Consider the following 14,630-nt stretch of genomic DNA (forward strand, 5'->3'; position numbering starts at 1 on the left):
CCATGACGACATCGGTGTGGTTGCTGATCGCGCTGCCGCTGGCCGGCGCGGCGATACTGCTGCTCGGCGGCAAGGCCACCGACGCGTGGGGGCATCTGCTCGGCTGCGCCACGGTGGTCGGCGCCTTCCTCGTCGGCGCCACCCAGTTCGCGGCAATGTCCGGTCGCGACAACGACGTCCGGTTGGTGCACGAGACGCTGTTCTCCTGGGTTCCGGTGGCCCAACTGCAGGTCGATTTCGGCTTGCGTCTGGACCAGCTGTCAGTGTGCTTCGTCCTGCTCATCACCGGAGTCGGCGCGCTGATCCACATCTATTCGATCGGCTACATGGCGCACGACCCGGCCCGGCGGCGCTTTTTCGCCTATCTCAACCTGTTCGTCGCGGCCATGCTGCTGCTGGTGCTGGCCGACAACTATCTCGGTCTGTACGTGGGGTGGGAAGGCGTCGGCCTGGCGTCGTACCTGCTGATCGGGTTCTGGTCGCACAAACCGTCGGCGGCGGCGGCCGCCAAGAAGGCGTTCGTCGTCAACCGGGTCGGTGACATCGGGCTGGCGCTGGCCCTGGCGGCGATGTTCGCGCACACCGGAACCCTCTCGTACACGGGTGTTTTCGCGCAGGCGCCACATCTCGCCGCGACCACCGTCACCCTCATCGGTCTGCTGTTGCTGCTGGCGGCCTGCGGCAAGTCCGCTCAGGTACCGCTGCAGTCGTGGCTCGGCGATGCGATGGAGGGCCCGACCCCCGTGTCGGCGCTGATCCACGCGGCCACCATGGTCACGGCCGGCGTGTACCTGGTGGTGCGGTCGGCTCCGATCTTCAACCAGTCCGCCGACGCCCGGTTGGCGGTCGCCGTCGTCGGCGCCGTCACGCTGTTGTTCGGCGCGGTGATCGGCTGCGCCAAAGACGACATCAAGAAGGCCCTCGCGGCGTCGACCATGAGCCAGATCGGCTACATGATGCTGGCCGCGGGTCTCGGACCCGCCGGCTACGCGCTCGCGATCCTGCATCTGCTGGCGCACGGTTTCTTCAAGGCCGGACTGTTCCTCGGTGCCGGTTCGGTGATGCACGCCATGGACGACGAGACCGACATGCGCCGCTACGGCGGGCTGCGCACCGCGATGCCCGTCACGTTCGCCACGTTCGGCATGGGTTACCTCGCGATCATCGGTATCCCGCCGCTGTCCGGGTTCTTCTCGAAAGACCCCATCATCGAGACCGCGTTCGCGGCCGGCGGCGCCAAGGGGCTGCTGTTCGGCGGCGCCGCCCTGCTGGGTGCGGGCATCACGGCGTTCTACATGACCCGCGTCATGCTGATGACGTTCTTCGGCGAAAAGCGCTGGCGCGCCGAGGCGCATCCCCACGAGTCGCCGTCGGTCATGGGCTGGCCGATGGTGGTGTTGGCCGCCGGGTCGATCGGCGCGGGCGCGCTGCTGGCCGTCGGTGGGAAGTTGGAGCACTGGCTCGAACCGGTCGTCGGCTTCCACGAGCCCGAGCATACGGTGCCCGCTTGGCTGCTCACGGTCGTCACGCTCGCGGTGGTCGGCGTCGGCGTCGCGATCGCCTACCGGATGTATGCGCGCCAACCCGTCCCGATCAGCGCCCCGGTCAACGTCTCCGGGTTGACGGTCGCCGCGCGCAACGATCTGTACGGCGATGCGTTCAACGAGCGGGCGCTGATGGTGCCGGGCCGGCGGCTCACCGAGAACCTTGTCGACTTCGATGACGTCGCGGTCGACGGCGTCACCCGTGAGCTCGCCGCGCTGGTCCGCACCGGGTCGCAGGATCTTCGACGCTGGCAGAACGGGTTTGCCCGGTCGTATGCGCTGTCCATGTTGGCCGGAGCGGCATTGATTGCGGCCGCCATTCTCACGGTGAGGGTGTGGTGACCGGAATGTGGTGGCTGACAGCGTTGTGGGCCGTCCCGATGGCAGGCGGTGCGGCAGTGATCCTGTTGCCCGCCGGCGCACGGGCTTTCGCCCGCTGGGGGGCCCTGGCGGTGTCGCTGGTGGTGCTCGTCATCGCGCTGGTGCTGGCGCTGCGCTTCGACCCGGCCGGGGCGCGCTACCAGTTCGTCGAGAACCACCCGTGGATACCGTCGTTCGGCACCGGCTACATCCTCGGGGTCGACGGCGTGGCCCTGGTCTTGGTCGCACTGACCGCTGTCCTGGTACCGCTGCTGATCATCGCCGGCTGGAATGACGGCGACTCGAATGATGCCGGCGCGCAGGCCAAGTCGACCCACGCCTACTTCGCGCTGATCCTCGCCGTCGAATCGATGGTGCTGATCTCCCTGGTGTCACTGGACATCCTGCTGTTCTACGTGTTCTTCGAAGCCATGCTGATCCCGATGTACTTCCTCATCGGCGGTTTCGGCGCGGACCGGCCCGCCGCGTCCAAAGCAGCGGTGAAGTTCCTGCTGTACAACCTGTTCGGCGGCCTGATCATGCTGGCCGCGGTCATCGGACTGTACGTTGCCACCGCCAACAGTCCCGCTTTCAACCACGGCTCCTTCGACTTCCGTGCCGTCGCGGACGCTGTGCGCTACGGCACCCTCAACATCAGCCCGGGGATAGCCAATGCGCTGTTCGGTGGGTTCATGTTCGCGTTCGCAGTCAAGGCACCTCTGTGGCCCCTGCACCGTTGGCTGCCCGACGCGGCGGTGCACGCCACGCCGGCCACGGCTGTCCTGATGATGGCTGTCGTCGACAAGGTGGGCACATTCGGCATGCTCCGGTACTGCCTGCAGCTGTTCCCGTCGTCCGCAGCGACATTCCGGCCCTTGATCATTGCGCTGGCCGTTATCGGCATCGTCTACGGGGCCATCGTCGCCATCGGACAGACGGACGTCATGCGCCTGATCTCGTACACCTCGATCTCGCACTTCGGCTTCATCATTCTGGGCATCTTCGCGATGACCGAGCAGGCGCAGTCCGGCGCCGCGCTGTACATGGTCAACCACGGCATCTCGACCGCCGCGCTGTTCCTGATCGCCGGATTCCTGGTGTCCCGCCGCGGGTCTCGCGCCATCGCCGACTACGGCGGTGTGCAGACCGTCGCACCGATACTGGCCGGCACGTTCCTGATCGCCGGACTCGCGACGCTGTCGCTGCCCGGCCTGGCACCGTTCATCAGCGAATTCCTGGTTCTGGTCGGCACATTCATCCACTACCCGGCCGTCACCGCCGTCGCGGCCACGGCCCTGGTGCTCTCCGCGCTCTACATCCTGTGGATGTATCAGCGGATGATGACGGGCCCCGTCGCCGACGGCAATGACAAGCTGCGCGACCTCGTACCGCGGGAACTGGCCGTGGTCGTGCCGTTGGTCGCCCTGCTGCTGGTGCTCGGCGTCTACCCCAAGCCCGCGTTGGACGTCATCAATCCGGCTGTCGGACATACCTCGTCGAGTACCGCCCAGGGGGTCGCCCGGTGACGCCCATCCCCGCGCCGTCCGTCGAGTACGGCCTGCTGTCGCCGATGCTGATCGTGTTCGGCATCGCGCTGGCAGGTGTGCTCGTGGAAGCCTTCGCACCGCGCCCGGCGCGGTACCGCGCCCAAGTGGTGTTGAGTATCGGTGGCCAGGCGGTGGCCCTGGTGGCCGTGGTTTCCCAAGCGCTGCACCTGGGTTCGGCGATCGGCCGGCCTGCAGTCCTCGGGGCCATCGCCATCGACCGCCCGGCGCTCTTCCTGCAGGGCACTCTGCTGGGGGTCAGCCTGTTGGCCACCTTGCTGATGGCACAACGGGTTTCGGACGGCAGTGGGCTGGCCGCGTTCACCCCGCAGGCCGCGACAGTGCCCGGTAGCGCCGCCGAGCAGATCGCCCTCAAGACCGGTGTCGCCCAGACCGAGGTGTTCCCGCTGGCGATGTTCGCGCTCGGCGGCATGATGCTGTTCGGCGCGTCCGATGATCTGCTGACGATGTTCGTCGCGCTCGAGGTGCTGTCCCTGCCGCTGTACCTGATGTGCGGTCTGGCCCGCCGGAATCGGCTGCTGTCGCAGGAAGCGTCACTGAAGTACTTTCTGCTGGGGGCATTTTCGTCGGCGTTCTTCCTCTTCGGTGTCGCGATGCTCTACGGCTACTCCGGCAGCCTGAGCCTCTCGGGCGTCGCTGCCGGCCGCGGCCCGGCCTCCCTCGGGCTCATCGGCATCGCGCTCCTGTGCGTGGGCCTGTTGTTCAAAGTCGGTGCGGTGCCGTTCCATTCGTGGGTGCCCGACGTCTATCAAGGGGCACCCACACCAGTCACGGCCTTCATGGCGTCGGCCACCAAGATCGCCGCCTTCGGCGCGCTGCTGCGGGTCTGCTACGTGGCGCTGCCGGCGCTGGCCAATGATTGGCGGCCGGTGCTGTCGATCATCGCGGTGCTGTCCATGGCGGTGGGCACGGTGATCGCCATCGCGCAGAACTACGTCAAGCGCATGCTGGCGTACTCCTCGGTGGCACATACCGGCTTCATCCTCACCGGCGTGATCGCGCTCAACGACAACGGACTGTCGGCGTCGTTGTTCTACCTGTTCGCCTACGGTTTCAGCACGCTCGGCGCATTCGCGGTCGTGAGTGTGGTGCGCCGCGCCGACGGGGACGAGGAAGATGACCTGCGGCGGTGGGCCGGACTCGGACGCCGGCATCCATTCTTCGGTGTCGTGTTCGCGTTGTTCTTGCTTGCTTTCGCCGGCATTCCCCTGACCAGTGGATTCGTCAGCAAGTTCGCCGTCTTCAAAGCCGCAGCCGAAGGTGGTGCCGCATCGCTTGTCGTCATCGGTGTGATCGTCAGCGCCGTCGCCGCGTACTTCTACGTCCGCGTGATCGTCCTGATGTTCTTCACTGATGCGGTCGAGGACGGCCCGCAAGTTCAGTCGGGCAGTCTGAGCACCGCGATGATCGGGCTCACCGCCTTTGTGACGCTGGCGCTGGGCGCCGTCCCGCAGCCGGTGCTCGACCTGGCCAACCACGCGGGTCAGTTCCTGCGGTGAGTGGCTGACCAACGGCCGGGCCGCCGCGGCCGGCTGCGGGCCGACACCCGGCCCCGAACACTGTTGAGTTGTCAAGGTGCGCAATGCTTTAGGTGTTAGGCGGCTGTGTCGAGGCGCATGGTGCGGCGGTTGTGGGCGGGGATGGGTTTTCGGTGTGGGTCGACGGCCGCGGGTGGGATGAGCCAGGGGTGTTTGTCCAGTCCCATGACGACGTCCCAGCCGTCGTGGTGGACGTTGGCGTGGCAGGCCGGGCACAGCAGGCACCCGTTGGCTAGTGATGTCTGACCGTGGTGGGTCCAGTGGATGATGTGGTGGGCGTGGGTGCGTCCGGGTGGGGCGCCGCATTTGATGCAGCACTGATCCCGCAAATACAGCGCTTTGCGCAGGTGCGCCGGGAACAAACGTTTCTCCCGCCCCATATCGAGGGGTACGTGTTCGCCGTCGACGATCATGGTGGTGACGGTGGTGTCGCAGCAGATTCGTTCCAGGGTCATGGTGCTGATCGACCCGATGAATTCCAACGCCGCCAGGTCCGGGGCGTCGGCGGGCACGGTCACCAGTAGCTGCGTGCGCGGCGCGGACGCGGTGTCGCCGCCGCGGGCGGCGATGTCCAGCACCGCTTCCAGCGCGTCGGCCCGCCGCCTGCCCGCCGTGCGGGTGTCGGGGGTGCCGTCGGGTTCGGGCCGCGGCGCTGATCCTTGTTCGATCGCCGCGATGTATTTGGCCCCGACTTCGGCGTCCAGGTCCGCCCGGATCTGGACCCGGCCGTCGCTGGTGACGCGGTGGTCGGCGGTGTTGATCGACCGGTCCTCGGCCGCCGGCAGGCCACCTTCGGCGGCCGCATGCCGGTTGCCCAACCGGCGGGCGCGGGCCCCGATGTCTGCGGGGGTGGCGCCGGAGAAGAACTGCCCCAACAGATCGGTCACCTGCCCGAACCGGGTCTCCTCGTCTACCTCACCGGGTGCGCGGGCTCGGATGTGGTTGATGCCTTTGACGATCGCATCGACATGCTCCCCGGAGATCGCCCCATCAGCGGCATGCGCCGCGAGCGTGGGCAACGCCGACAAGGCTGCCGATACCCGGATAAAGCGCTCGGCCACCGATGGCGCACACCCCAACGCCATCAACAACTCCCGCGGCGTCCGGCCCTGCGCGGCCGCCACCCCGCAGCGGTCCAACACCCCGGTCAGCATCGCTGCCAGATGATCGGCCATATTGCGCAGTTTCATCACGCACGTCATGGCCGCCACTGCGTCGTCCCGGGACATGTCGTCGGGGACGGCCACGTCGCGGAGGCGCTCGAGAAGAGCGTTGAGATCCGGTGTGATTCCCATGCCCAATTGTATCGAACGTATGTTCGAACCGCAAGGACTTTTTGGGCCTACATCAGGACACCGGTGACAGTGCGGCTGATCGTGGTGAAGCCCATCGGGTGACCTGATGCGTCCCGTGGGGAGCTCGGCATTCTGCGACGAGTGCGACAATTGCCGAAAGTCGTTCTACACCTTGCGTAAAGGAGCGATGGACGACGCGGTTTTGATCGTCAACAGCCGGCAACGCGATCATCGCCGTCCCAAAACCACAGAACTGCCACCAAGGTCCTGGTACATCGCGTTCCGAATTCTGCAGTGCCTCAAGACGTTGCCGACTCAAAGCGTCTACACACCGGACCATACGCGGCGATCGCTGCCGTCTCGCCGTCCCGACGCTCGTTGAACTTGTCATCAGCGCGCGGCGCCCGCCCGAGTGGTACCCGGTTCCGCCACGAAACTGGCCCCTGACAAGCGGCCAATGAGTACCTAGCCTCGTAGTCATGGCGACGGAGTTGGCAGTTGGGCATGCGCGCCAGGTGAGCCTGGCAAGCGTGGCTCTGCCCCCAAGCCTCCGGCAGGCTGACTACCTCGACATCTTCGAAGTCACCGTCGCCGAATCTGACGCGCGTACGCCCGAAACGCTGGCACGGCAGGCTCTCGAGCAATCCGGTCCAGCCATCCGCGAGGGAATCCGGTTCGCGCACAAGGCGTTACTGCGATTCCGGCTCGGGCCGACGGACTCATCGCAGCATGTCCTCGGCTGGCGTATCGCGGCGTCGACTCCCGATGCGGTTCGCCTGGAGGCCGAATCGCCGCTGATGGACGGAACTCTGATCCTCCGACGAGTCGATGCCTCGACGGGCCAACTCATCACCGCACTGCACTACAAACAGCAGCGGCCTGCGACGGTGATCTGGCGGGCCATCGGCCCCATCCACCGCACGGCTGCTCCATACCTGATGAACAAGGTGGTCACCCGATGATCGGTGACCGCTGGGGCGTCACCGACGCCGAGACCATGGCGCGCTACGACTGCGACAGCTACGTCGCCAGCCCATCGCTCGAGGCGTGGCGCGGAGTCACTGTCAACACCACACCAGATCGGTTGTGGCCGTGGCTTGTTCAAGTGCGCCTGGCACCGTACTCCTACGACTGGATCGACAATCTGGGCCGTGAGTCACCACGCAAGCTGCACAACCTGAACGACCCCCGGCCCGGCGATCCGTTCACCGCCAGCGCCGGCCGGCCACTGGGCAAGGTGCTCTCGGTGGACCACCAAGCGCAGTTGACGGCGCAGATCATGGGCGCTCACATGTCCTATCGGCTCACCCCGCTCGATGACCACAGAACTCGGTTGGTACTGAAAGTGACTGCGCCACAGTCGTGGCGGCTCGCCGCTCCCCTACTCAGTGTGGGGGATCTAGTGATGGCCCGACGGCAGCTACTCAACTTCAAGCAGCTCGCCGAGAAGTAGCGCCTCCAACTTTGTGATGCACGTCACATTGTGGACCTGTCACAAAACGGGCTCCAGATGCATCTCAGAGGTAAGGCGTTCATCAAAGGAGGCAGGACATGAAGGCCGGTACGGTCACGCGAACTCCACGACACATGCCAGCGTCGAATCGCGCCGCCGCCCAGGGGAATGCGATCGACTCGCGGTATCACCCGTCCGCGGCGGTGCGTCGGCAACTGAACAAGGTCTTCCCGACGCACTGGTCCTTCCTGCTCGGTGAGATCGCCATGTACAGCTTTGTGGTCCTGCTGCTCACCGGCGTGTACCTGACGCTGTTCTTCGACCCGTCGATGGCTGAAGTCACGTACAACGGCGTCTACCAGCCGCTGCGCGGTGTGCAGATGTCGCGCGCCTACGAGTCCGCACTCGACATCAGCTTCGAGGTCCGCGGCGGCCTTCTGGTGCGTCAGATTCACCACTGGGCCGCGCTGATGTTCGCCGCGTCGATCATGGTGCACATGGCGCGGGTGTTCTTCACCGGTGCGTTCCGTCGGCCACGGGAAGCCAGCTGGGTGACGGGGGCGCTGCTGCTGATCCTGGCCATGTTCGAGGGCTACTTCGGCTACTCGCTGCCTGACGACCTGCTCTCGGGTATCGGTCTGCGCGCCGCCCTGTCCTCGATCACCCTGGGCATTCCGGTCATCGGCACCTGGATGCACTGGGCCCTCTTCGGCGGGGACTTCCCCGGCCAGACCATCATCCCGCGGATGTACGCGCTCCACGTATTGATCATTCCCGCAATCATTTTGGGCCTTGTGGCCACGCACCTGATCTTGTTGTGGTTCGGCAAGCACACCCAGTTCCCCGGCCCCGGCCGCACCGAGAAGAACGTCGTCGGCGTGCGCGTCATGCCGGTCTTCGCCTTCAAATCCGGCGCGTTCTTCGCCATGGTCACCGGAGTCCTCGGAATCATGGGTGGTCTGCTGCAGATCAACCCGATCTGGGAACTGGGCCCCTACAAGCCCTCGCAGGTGTCCGCCGGTAGCCAGCCCGACTTCTACATGATGTGGACCGAAGGCCTGGCGCGCATCTGGCCGGCCTGGGAGTTCTACCCCTTCGGCCACACCATCCCCGCTGTGGTCGCGGTGGCGTTGATCATGGGTCTGGTCTTCACGTTGCTCATCGCGTATCCCTTTATCGAGGCCAGGGTTACGGGTGATCGTGCCAACCACAACCTGCTGCAGCGTCCGCGTGACGTGCCGGTCCGCACCGCCATCGGTGCCATGGCCATCGCGTTCTACATGGTGCTGACCCTGGCCGCGATGAACGACATCATCGCGCTCAAGTTCGACATCTCCCTGAACGCCACCACCTGGATCGGCCGCATCGGCATGGTCGTCCTGCCAGCAGTGGTCTACTACCTGACCTACCGCTGGTGCGTCGGCCTGCAACGCAGCGACCGCGCCGTCCTCGAGCACGGCATCGAGACCGGCATCATCAAGCGACTGCCGCACGGCGCCTACGTCGAACTGCACCAGCCCCTGGGACCGGTCGACGACCACGGCCACCCCATCCCGCTGGAATACCAGGGTGCCGCACTGCCCAAGCGCATGAACAAGCTCGGCTCCGCCGGATCCCCCGGCACCGGCAGCTTCCTGTTCGCCGACTCCGCCGTCGAACAAGCCGCCCTCGCCGACGCCGAACACGCCGCCGAGCACAAAGCACTCACCGCCCTCAAGGAATACCAGGACGAAATCTCGCCCAACGGCTCGGGCGGGCACCAATAGTTTGAGACACGCCCACATTGGTTGTGAAACAAGGTGTTTCCGCTCATGATGCTGGTGTGACCGAGTGTGAGAATGGCGCGGCCGACGGAGTTCATCCCCTATTGGTGGAGCGGTTCAGCCCGGTGTCGTTCGACCGGGACGCGACCCTGAGTGACGCGGAGGTCGACGTTCTGCTCGACGCCGCCCGTCTCACACCATCGGCGGGGAACTCCCAGCCGTGGATGTTCATCGTGGGGCGCCGTGACGACCCCGTCCACTCTCGGATCGTGAATCACCTGGCACCCAGCTCAGCGCGCTGGGCGCCCGATGCCGCACTGCTGATCGTGAACCTGGCTCACGTCCTCGTCGAAGACACGGACTGGGAGTTCTCCGAATTCGCGCGATACGACCTCGGACAGGCGGTGGCCCACATGACGATTCAAGGGCTGGTCATGGGACTCGGTGCACATCAGTTCCGCGCGTTCGATCGTGACGGTGTCGCGCGCGAGTTCGGCGTCCCGGCCGCATGGGAGGTGACGTCGATGACTGCCCTAGGGCGGGCTGGGCGGCCGTCGGACGAAAAGACCGGCCCTTCCCCGAGTCGCGCTCGACTGTCACGACGCGAAATCACCTGGGCCAGAGTGTGATGGGCTCAGCCCCGCCCGTTTGGCAGCCAGCGCATCACGCGACGGAATCGTTTGTGCCAGTTCGCGCCTCGGGCTGCGGGATCAGGCACACCGTTCCACCCGCCGTGTCCATCGGCCGAATGCCCAGACCCTGGTTGAGCCGACCACGCTGGTTCTCCCAGGCGATTTCGGCAGCGATTTCCATCAACTGAGCCTTACTGAGGTGCGTGAGCAGCTCCTCACGCAAGCCTTCGGAGATGATCGCGGGCGTACGGGACATCTCTTCGGCGAATTGAATGCACAGCTTTTCGAGGTGAGTGAACTCATCACTGTCCCGGTAGTTCACCAAGGCGATCAGTTTCTGCTCCGAGAACCCCTCACTCCGGCCGAGGGTATCGGAGATGTCGATGCAGAATTCACAGTGCGTCAACATCGCGGCTTTGATTCCCGCGAGCAGCTTCAGTTCGGTCGGCGCCCGGCCGCTGAACAACAGCGCCATTTCGTAGAGCCCGTTCGCTGCTGCGATGAGCGGGCGCCGGATCAGCCAACCCGGGAGGTCCCAACGGTTTTGGCGGGACTTGGCCAGGACCACGAGGTGTACCCAGATGCGCTTCAGGATTCTCACGATGCTTTCTCCTCGATTCCCTCGCCACCGGACGGCGCCTGCGGTATAGCCTCATGCTAGGTCGCTATTGGACGCAGGTTAGGAACCAATATTTCGATTGAATCGGGTACCACTTCAGGTCCGGAGCTGCTCATCGAGCTGGACCGGACCAGTGGTGCCGGCGCGCTGCATCGCCAGCTGGCCGATGGCCTGCGGGACGCGATCCGGACGGGACGGCTCACGCCGAAAACCCGTCTGCCTTCCAGTCGCGTGCTCGCCGCAGACCTCCAGGTGTCGCGACGCCTCGTCGTCGACGCGTACAGCCAACTCGTCGCAGAGGGGTTCCTGCAGAGTCAACAAGGTTCTGGCACAACGGTTGCCGCAGTCGACACGGCCACTGGGGAATCGCAACCGTCACGCCCGGACCGTCGAACATTCGACATAGACTTCGCACCCGGAGTGCCCGACCTGTCGAGCTTCCCCCGGCACAGTTGGTTGCGCGCGCTGCGTCAGGGGCTGTCGTCCATCGAATCTCAGTCGCTCGGATACGTTTCATCGAAGGGCCTACCCGACGCCCGCACCGCGGTGTCGGACTACCTACGACGCACCCGCGGGGTACGGGCCGATCCGCAGCGTGTCGTGTTGTGTTCGGGAGCGACGCAGGCCGTCGCATTACTCGCGCATGTGGTGGGAGATCGCGCGGTTGCGATGGAGAATCCCGGATTCTGGTTGCACCGCATGGTTTTCCGTCACCACGGCATCGAGCCGTTGCCCGTTCCGGTCGACGACGACGGACTCGACGTCGCCGCGCTCGCCAACACCGCGGCATCGGCGGTGCTGACAACCCCGGCCCACCAGTCTCCGACCGGTGTCGTCCTGTCACCCGCCCGTCGCACAGCGCTGCTCGAATGGGCCCGCGCGGGCAATATTGTCATCGAGGACGACTACGACGCCGAATACCGTTACGACCGCGCACCCGTCGGTGCGCTGCATGCCCTGGCCCCCGACCGCGTCGTCTACCTCGGCTCGGTGAGCAAAACACTGGCCCCCGGCTTGCGGCTCGGTTGGATGGTCCTACCGCCGGACCTTGTCGGTCCTGTGGTGTCGGCGAAAAGTCTTGCCGACACCGGTAGTTCGGTCATGGATCAACTCGCGTTCGCAACACTGCTCCGTTCCGGCGACTACGACCGGCACCTGCGGCTCATGCGCCGGCGCTATCTTGCCCGACGCAACGCACTACTGGCAGCGCTCGGTCGGTACCTCCCCGAGGCGAAGGTGCTCGGCGCCGCCGCCGGCGTCCATCTCACAGTGCGCCTGCCCACCGACTGCGACGTCGACGACATCGTCCGCGAGGCCGCGAGCCGGCGGGTACGTATCGATCCGCTGTCCTGGTGCTATACCGAACCCGACTGTGCGCCACCGGGATTGATTCTCGGCTACGCCAACCTGACGGAGTCGCAGATCGACACCGGCGTGCGGAGCATTGCGGCCGCAGTTGCTCGCGCGACGTAAGTGGTACCCGGTACCACCGCCAAAGTGGCGCCTGACACTGGGCCATTGCGCGCCTAATCTCGAGCAATGACGACGCGAACACCGTTGCGGATCGTGCTGGTGACCTGCGCGATCCTCGGCCTGATAACGCTGATCCTCGGCATCTGGGCGTTCGTCGCACCGATGTCGTTCTTCGAGGTGCTCGCACCGTTCGAGCCCTACAACCGCCACCTTCTGCATGACGCCGGCGTCCTGCAGATCGGTGTCGGAGTCGCGATGCTGCTGGCCGCGGCGCAGCGGTCACCCGTGGAGGTGGCGCTCGGCGGCTTCATCGCGTTCGAAGCGCTCCACGTCGTCTCGCACGTGATCGACCGGGATCTCGGTGGCCGGCCGGCATTCGACATCACGGCTCTCACGATCCTCACGCTTGCCGGCGTCGCCGCGTTGGTCATCGGTCGACGTAACTAGCGCGGCACTCGCTGTCTCGCAATCGATTTGCCGCCGACTCCACCGAGGGAGTCGCCACTCCCAATGTGCCTGGCCCCTTGTGGCGTACCGACGGCCGCATCCGCTGAGCGGGAATTCGGCAGCTCACACCGCCGACCTCTGGGCCGAGAGTTGATCCACTCCGAACGCAGCAGCCCATTCCCGAAATCCCGGTAGGAGGGAATCGCGATGGCGGGGCCCGAAGCGCGGCTGCCAATCTTCCTCGGTGGGACGTGTCCCGGGTCACATTGACCCGCAGGTCCCGGTAGAGAAACGGAGTACGTCATGCCGCAGCGATCGTTCGCCGGTCCGTTGCAAGCGGTCGGCGGGTTGTTCGCCATGACGGCCGACGCCGCCAAATTCGCGTTCCAGAGGCCGGTCCAGTGGCGCGAATTCCTCGACCAGTCATGGTTTGTCGCGCGCGTGTCGCTGGCACCCACACTTCTCGTCGCAATCCCGTTCACCGTATTGGTGTCGTTCACTCTGAACATCTTGCTCCGCGAACTGGGTGCCGCCGATCTCTCCGGAGCCGGTGCCGCGTTCGGCGCTGTCACACAGGTCGGTCCCATGGTGACGGTCCTGATCGTGGCCGGCGCCGGCGCGACCGCCATGTGCGCCGATCTCGGATCGCGCACCATCCGGGAAGAGATCGACGCCATGGAAGTGCTCGGGATCAATCCCGTGCAGCGGCTGGTGACCCCGCGCATGCTGGCCTCGGGACTCGTCGCACTGCTCCTCAACAGTCTTGTGGTCATCATCGGCATCCTCGGCGGATACCTGTTCTCGGTATTCGTGCAGGACGTCAACCCCGGTGCCTTCGCCGCCGGCATCACTCTGCTCACCGGTGTTCCCGAAGTCGTCATCTCCTGCATCAAGGCGACGCTGTTCGGCCTCATCGCCGGCGTAGTGGCCTGTTACCGCGGACTCACCATCTCCGGTGGTGGCGCCAAAGCGGTGGGCAACGCCGTCAACGAGACCGTCGTGTACGCGTTCATGTCGCTGTTCGTGGTCAATGTGGTGGTCACCGCCATCGGCATCCAGATGACCACACGATGACCCGCAGCACAGCGCCGCTTCGGTCCACGTACCCGCGGCTGACACGCGCCGTTCAGACGCCCGTGAAGATCACCTCCGGCATCGGCGATCACATCTTGTTCTACGGTCGTGCGATTGCCGCGGTGCCCTACGCCGCCGCGCACTACCGACGCGAAGTGATCCGGCTCATGGCTGAAATCAGCATGGGCGCAGGCACGTTGGCGATGATCGGCGGCACCGTCGTCATTGTCGGATTTCTCACTCTCGCCACGGGCGGCGTCCTGGCGATCCAGGGGTACAGCTCGCTGGGCAACATCGGCATCGAAGCGCTGACCGGATTCCTGGCGGCGTTCATCAACGTCCGAATCTCGGCACCCATCGTCGCGGGGATCGGCCTGGCGGCCACCTTCGGCGCCGGCGTCACCGCCCAGTTGGGCGCGATGCGGATCAACGAAGAGATCGACGCACTCGAGTCCATGGGCATCCGATCTGTCGAGTACCTTGTCAGCACCCGTATCGCTGCGGGAATGCTCGCGATCACACCGCTGTACGCCATCGCGGTGATCCTGTCCTTCGTCGCAAGCCAATTCACCACCGTGGTGCTACTCGGACAGTCCGGCGGCCTGTACAACCACTACTTCGACACGTTCCTCAACCCGATCGACCTGCTCTGGTCGTTCCTGGAAGCGGTCTTGATGGCGCTCGCAATCCTGCTGTTGCACACCTACTACGGCTTCTTCGCCAGCGGCGGCCCGGCCGGGGTGGGTGTGGCAGTCGGCAATGCCGTCCGCACTTCGCTGATCGTCGTCGTCTCCATCACGCTGCTCATCTCACTGGCCATCTACGGGCCCAACGGCAACTTCAATCTCTCTGGCTAAGTAGGCATCG

Annotated in this window: 13 protein-coding genes and 1 pseudogene; 12 read left to right on the plus strand and 2 right to left on the minus strand. The window is 65.5% G+C overall.

Translation table 11 applies throughout. The annotated features are described in order from the left end of the window. The first annotated feature begins 2 nt into the window (after positions 1–2). Genes nuoL through nuoN form a run of 3 tightly spaced genes read left to right on the plus strand, consistent with a single transcriptional unit; the run spans position 3 to position 4,968 of the window. Complete coding sequence (gene nuoL, locus VXD91_RS27105; protein WP_346416837.1) at positions 3–1,886, plus strand: NADH-quinone oxidoreductase subunit L; 1,884 nt, start codon at positions 3–5, stop codon at positions 1,884–1,886. Then, positions 1,880–3,430: an NADH-quinone oxidoreductase subunit M gene (locus VXD91_RS27110; protein WP_244872835.1), complete on the plus strand. Its 1,551-nt coding sequence runs from the start codon at positions 1,880–1,882 to the stop codon at positions 3,428–3,430. Before nuoL ends, VXD91_RS27110 begins: the two co-directional genes overlap by 7 nt. Before the next feature lie 5 nt (positions 3,431–3,435). Next, complete coding sequence (gene nuoN / locus VXD91_RS27115) at positions 3,436–4,968, plus strand: NADH-quinone oxidoreductase subunit NuoN (RefSeq protein ID WP_212814728.1); 1,533 nt, start codon at positions 3,436–3,438, stop codon at positions 4,966–4,968. A gap of 95 nt (positions 4,969–5,063) precedes the next feature. Here the strand turns inward: nuoN and VXD91_RS27120 are convergent, their stop codons facing one another. Next, a complete protein-coding gene (locus VXD91_RS27120; protein WP_346416838.1) occupies positions 5,064–6,302 on the minus strand; it encodes a DUF222 domain-containing protein in 1,239 nt (412 codons plus the stop codon). Positions 6,303–6,781: 479 nt separating this feature from the next. Between VXD91_RS27120 and VXD91_RS27125 the strand changes: the two genes are divergently transcribed. The 4 genes from VXD91_RS27125 to VXD91_RS27140 all read left to right on the plus strand — a co-directional run bounded on the left by VXD91_RS27125 (position 6,782) and on the right by VXD91_RS27140 (position 10,147). Beyond that, positions 6,782–7,264, plus strand: a complete 483-nt coding sequence (locus VXD91_RS27125) for a hypothetical protein (RefSeq protein WP_346416839.1) — start codon at positions 6,782–6,784, stop codon at positions 7,262–7,264. Then, on the plus strand, positions 7,261–7,755 hold the full coding sequence (locus tag VXD91_RS27130; protein WP_212806412.1) for a polyketide cyclase: 495 nt from the start codon (positions 7,261–7,263) through the stop codon (positions 7,753–7,755). Before VXD91_RS27125 ends, VXD91_RS27130 begins: the two co-directional genes overlap by 4 nt. Positions 7,756–7,889: 134 nt before the next feature. Continuing rightward, on the plus strand, positions 7,890–9,521 hold the full coding sequence (locus VXD91_RS27135; protein WP_212806413.1) for a cytochrome bc complex cytochrome b subunit: 1,632 nt from the start codon (positions 7,890–7,892) through the stop codon (positions 9,519–9,521). Between the two features lie 56 nt (positions 9,522–9,577). Then, positions 9,578–10,147, plus strand: a complete 570-nt coding sequence (locus VXD91_RS27140; RefSeq protein ID WP_212806414.1) for a nitroreductase family protein — start codon at positions 9,578–9,580, stop codon at positions 10,145–10,147. A 34-nt stretch (positions 10,148–10,181) separates the two neighbouring features. Here the strand turns inward: VXD91_RS27140 and VXD91_RS27145 are convergent, their stop codons facing one another. After that, on the minus strand, positions 10,182–10,718 hold the full coding sequence (locus VXD91_RS27145) for a carboxymuconolactone decarboxylase family protein (protein ID WP_244872834.1): 537 nt from the start codon (positions 10,716–10,718) through the stop codon (positions 10,182–10,184). A gap of 234 nt (positions 10,719–10,952) precedes the next feature. On the opposite strand from VXD91_RS27145, the pseudogene VXD91_RS27150 reads away from it, so the two are divergent. The 5 genes and pseudogenes from VXD91_RS27150 to VXD91_RS27170 form a co-directional block, all read left to right on the plus strand. Beyond that, positions 10,953–11,048, plus strand: a pseudogene (locus VXD91_RS27150) (hypothetical protein); the annotation flags it as partial. Positions 11,049–11,189: 141 nt separating this feature from the next. Further along, positions 11,190–12,242, plus strand: coding sequence for a PLP-dependent aminotransferase family protein (locus tag VXD91_RS27155; protein WP_244872833.1), 1,053 nt, complete (start codon positions 11,190–11,192; stop codon positions 12,240–12,242). 66 nt (positions 12,243–12,308) lie between these two features. Next, complete coding sequence (locus VXD91_RS27160; protein WP_212806416.1) at positions 12,309–12,689, plus strand: hypothetical protein; 381 nt, start codon at positions 12,309–12,311, stop codon at positions 12,687–12,689. A gap of 303 nt (positions 12,690–12,992) precedes the next feature. Continuing rightward, a complete protein-coding gene (locus VXD91_RS27165; RefSeq protein WP_212806417.1) occupies positions 12,993–13,763 on the plus strand; it encodes an ABC transporter permease in 771 nt (256 codons plus the stop codon). Continuing rightward, positions 13,760–14,620, plus strand: coding sequence for an ABC transporter permease (locus VXD91_RS27170; RefSeq protein ID WP_212806418.1), 861 nt, complete (start codon positions 13,760–13,762; stop codon positions 14,618–14,620). The genes VXD91_RS27165 and VXD91_RS27170 overlap by 4 nt, the downstream gene beginning before the upstream one ends. Positions 14,621–14,630 lie beyond the last annotated feature (10 nt).

Source organism: Mycobacterium sp. SM3041, from assembly GCF_039668335.1.
Classification (GTDB): Bacteria; Actinomycetota; Actinomycetes; order Mycobacteriales; family Mycobacteriaceae; genus Mycobacterium.

Coding starts and splice junctions, on each gene's coding strand:
- nuoL (WP_346416837.1), top strand. CDS start 3: ATGACGACATCGGTGTGGTTGCTGATCGCGCTGCCGCTGGCCGGCGCG.
- VXD91_RS27120 (WP_346416838.1), bottom strand. CDS start 6,302: ATGGGAATCACACCGGATCTCAACGCTCTTCTCGAGCGCCTCCGCGAC.
- VXD91_RS27125 (WP_346416839.1), top strand. CDS start 6,782: ATGGCGACGGAGTTGGCAGTTGGGCATGCGCGCCAGGTGAGCCTGGCA.
- VXD91_RS27130 (WP_212806412.1), top strand. CDS start 7,261: ATGATCGGTGACCGCTGGGGCGTCACCGACGCCGAGACCATGGCGCGC.
- VXD91_RS27135 (WP_212806413.1), top strand. CDS start 7,890: ATGCCAGCGTCGAATCGCGCCGCCGCCCAGGGGAATGCGATCGACTCG.
- VXD91_RS27160 (WP_212806416.1), top strand. CDS start 12,309: ATGACGACGCGAACACCGTTGCGGATCGTGCTGGTGACCTGCGCGATC.
- VXD91_RS27165 (WP_212806417.1), top strand. CDS start 12,993: ATGCCGCAGCGATCGTTCGCCGGTCCGTTGCAAGCGGTCGGCGGGTTG.
- VXD91_RS27170 (WP_212806418.1), top strand. CDS start 13,760: ATGACCCGCAGCACAGCGCCGCTTCGGTCCACGTACCCGCGGCTGACA.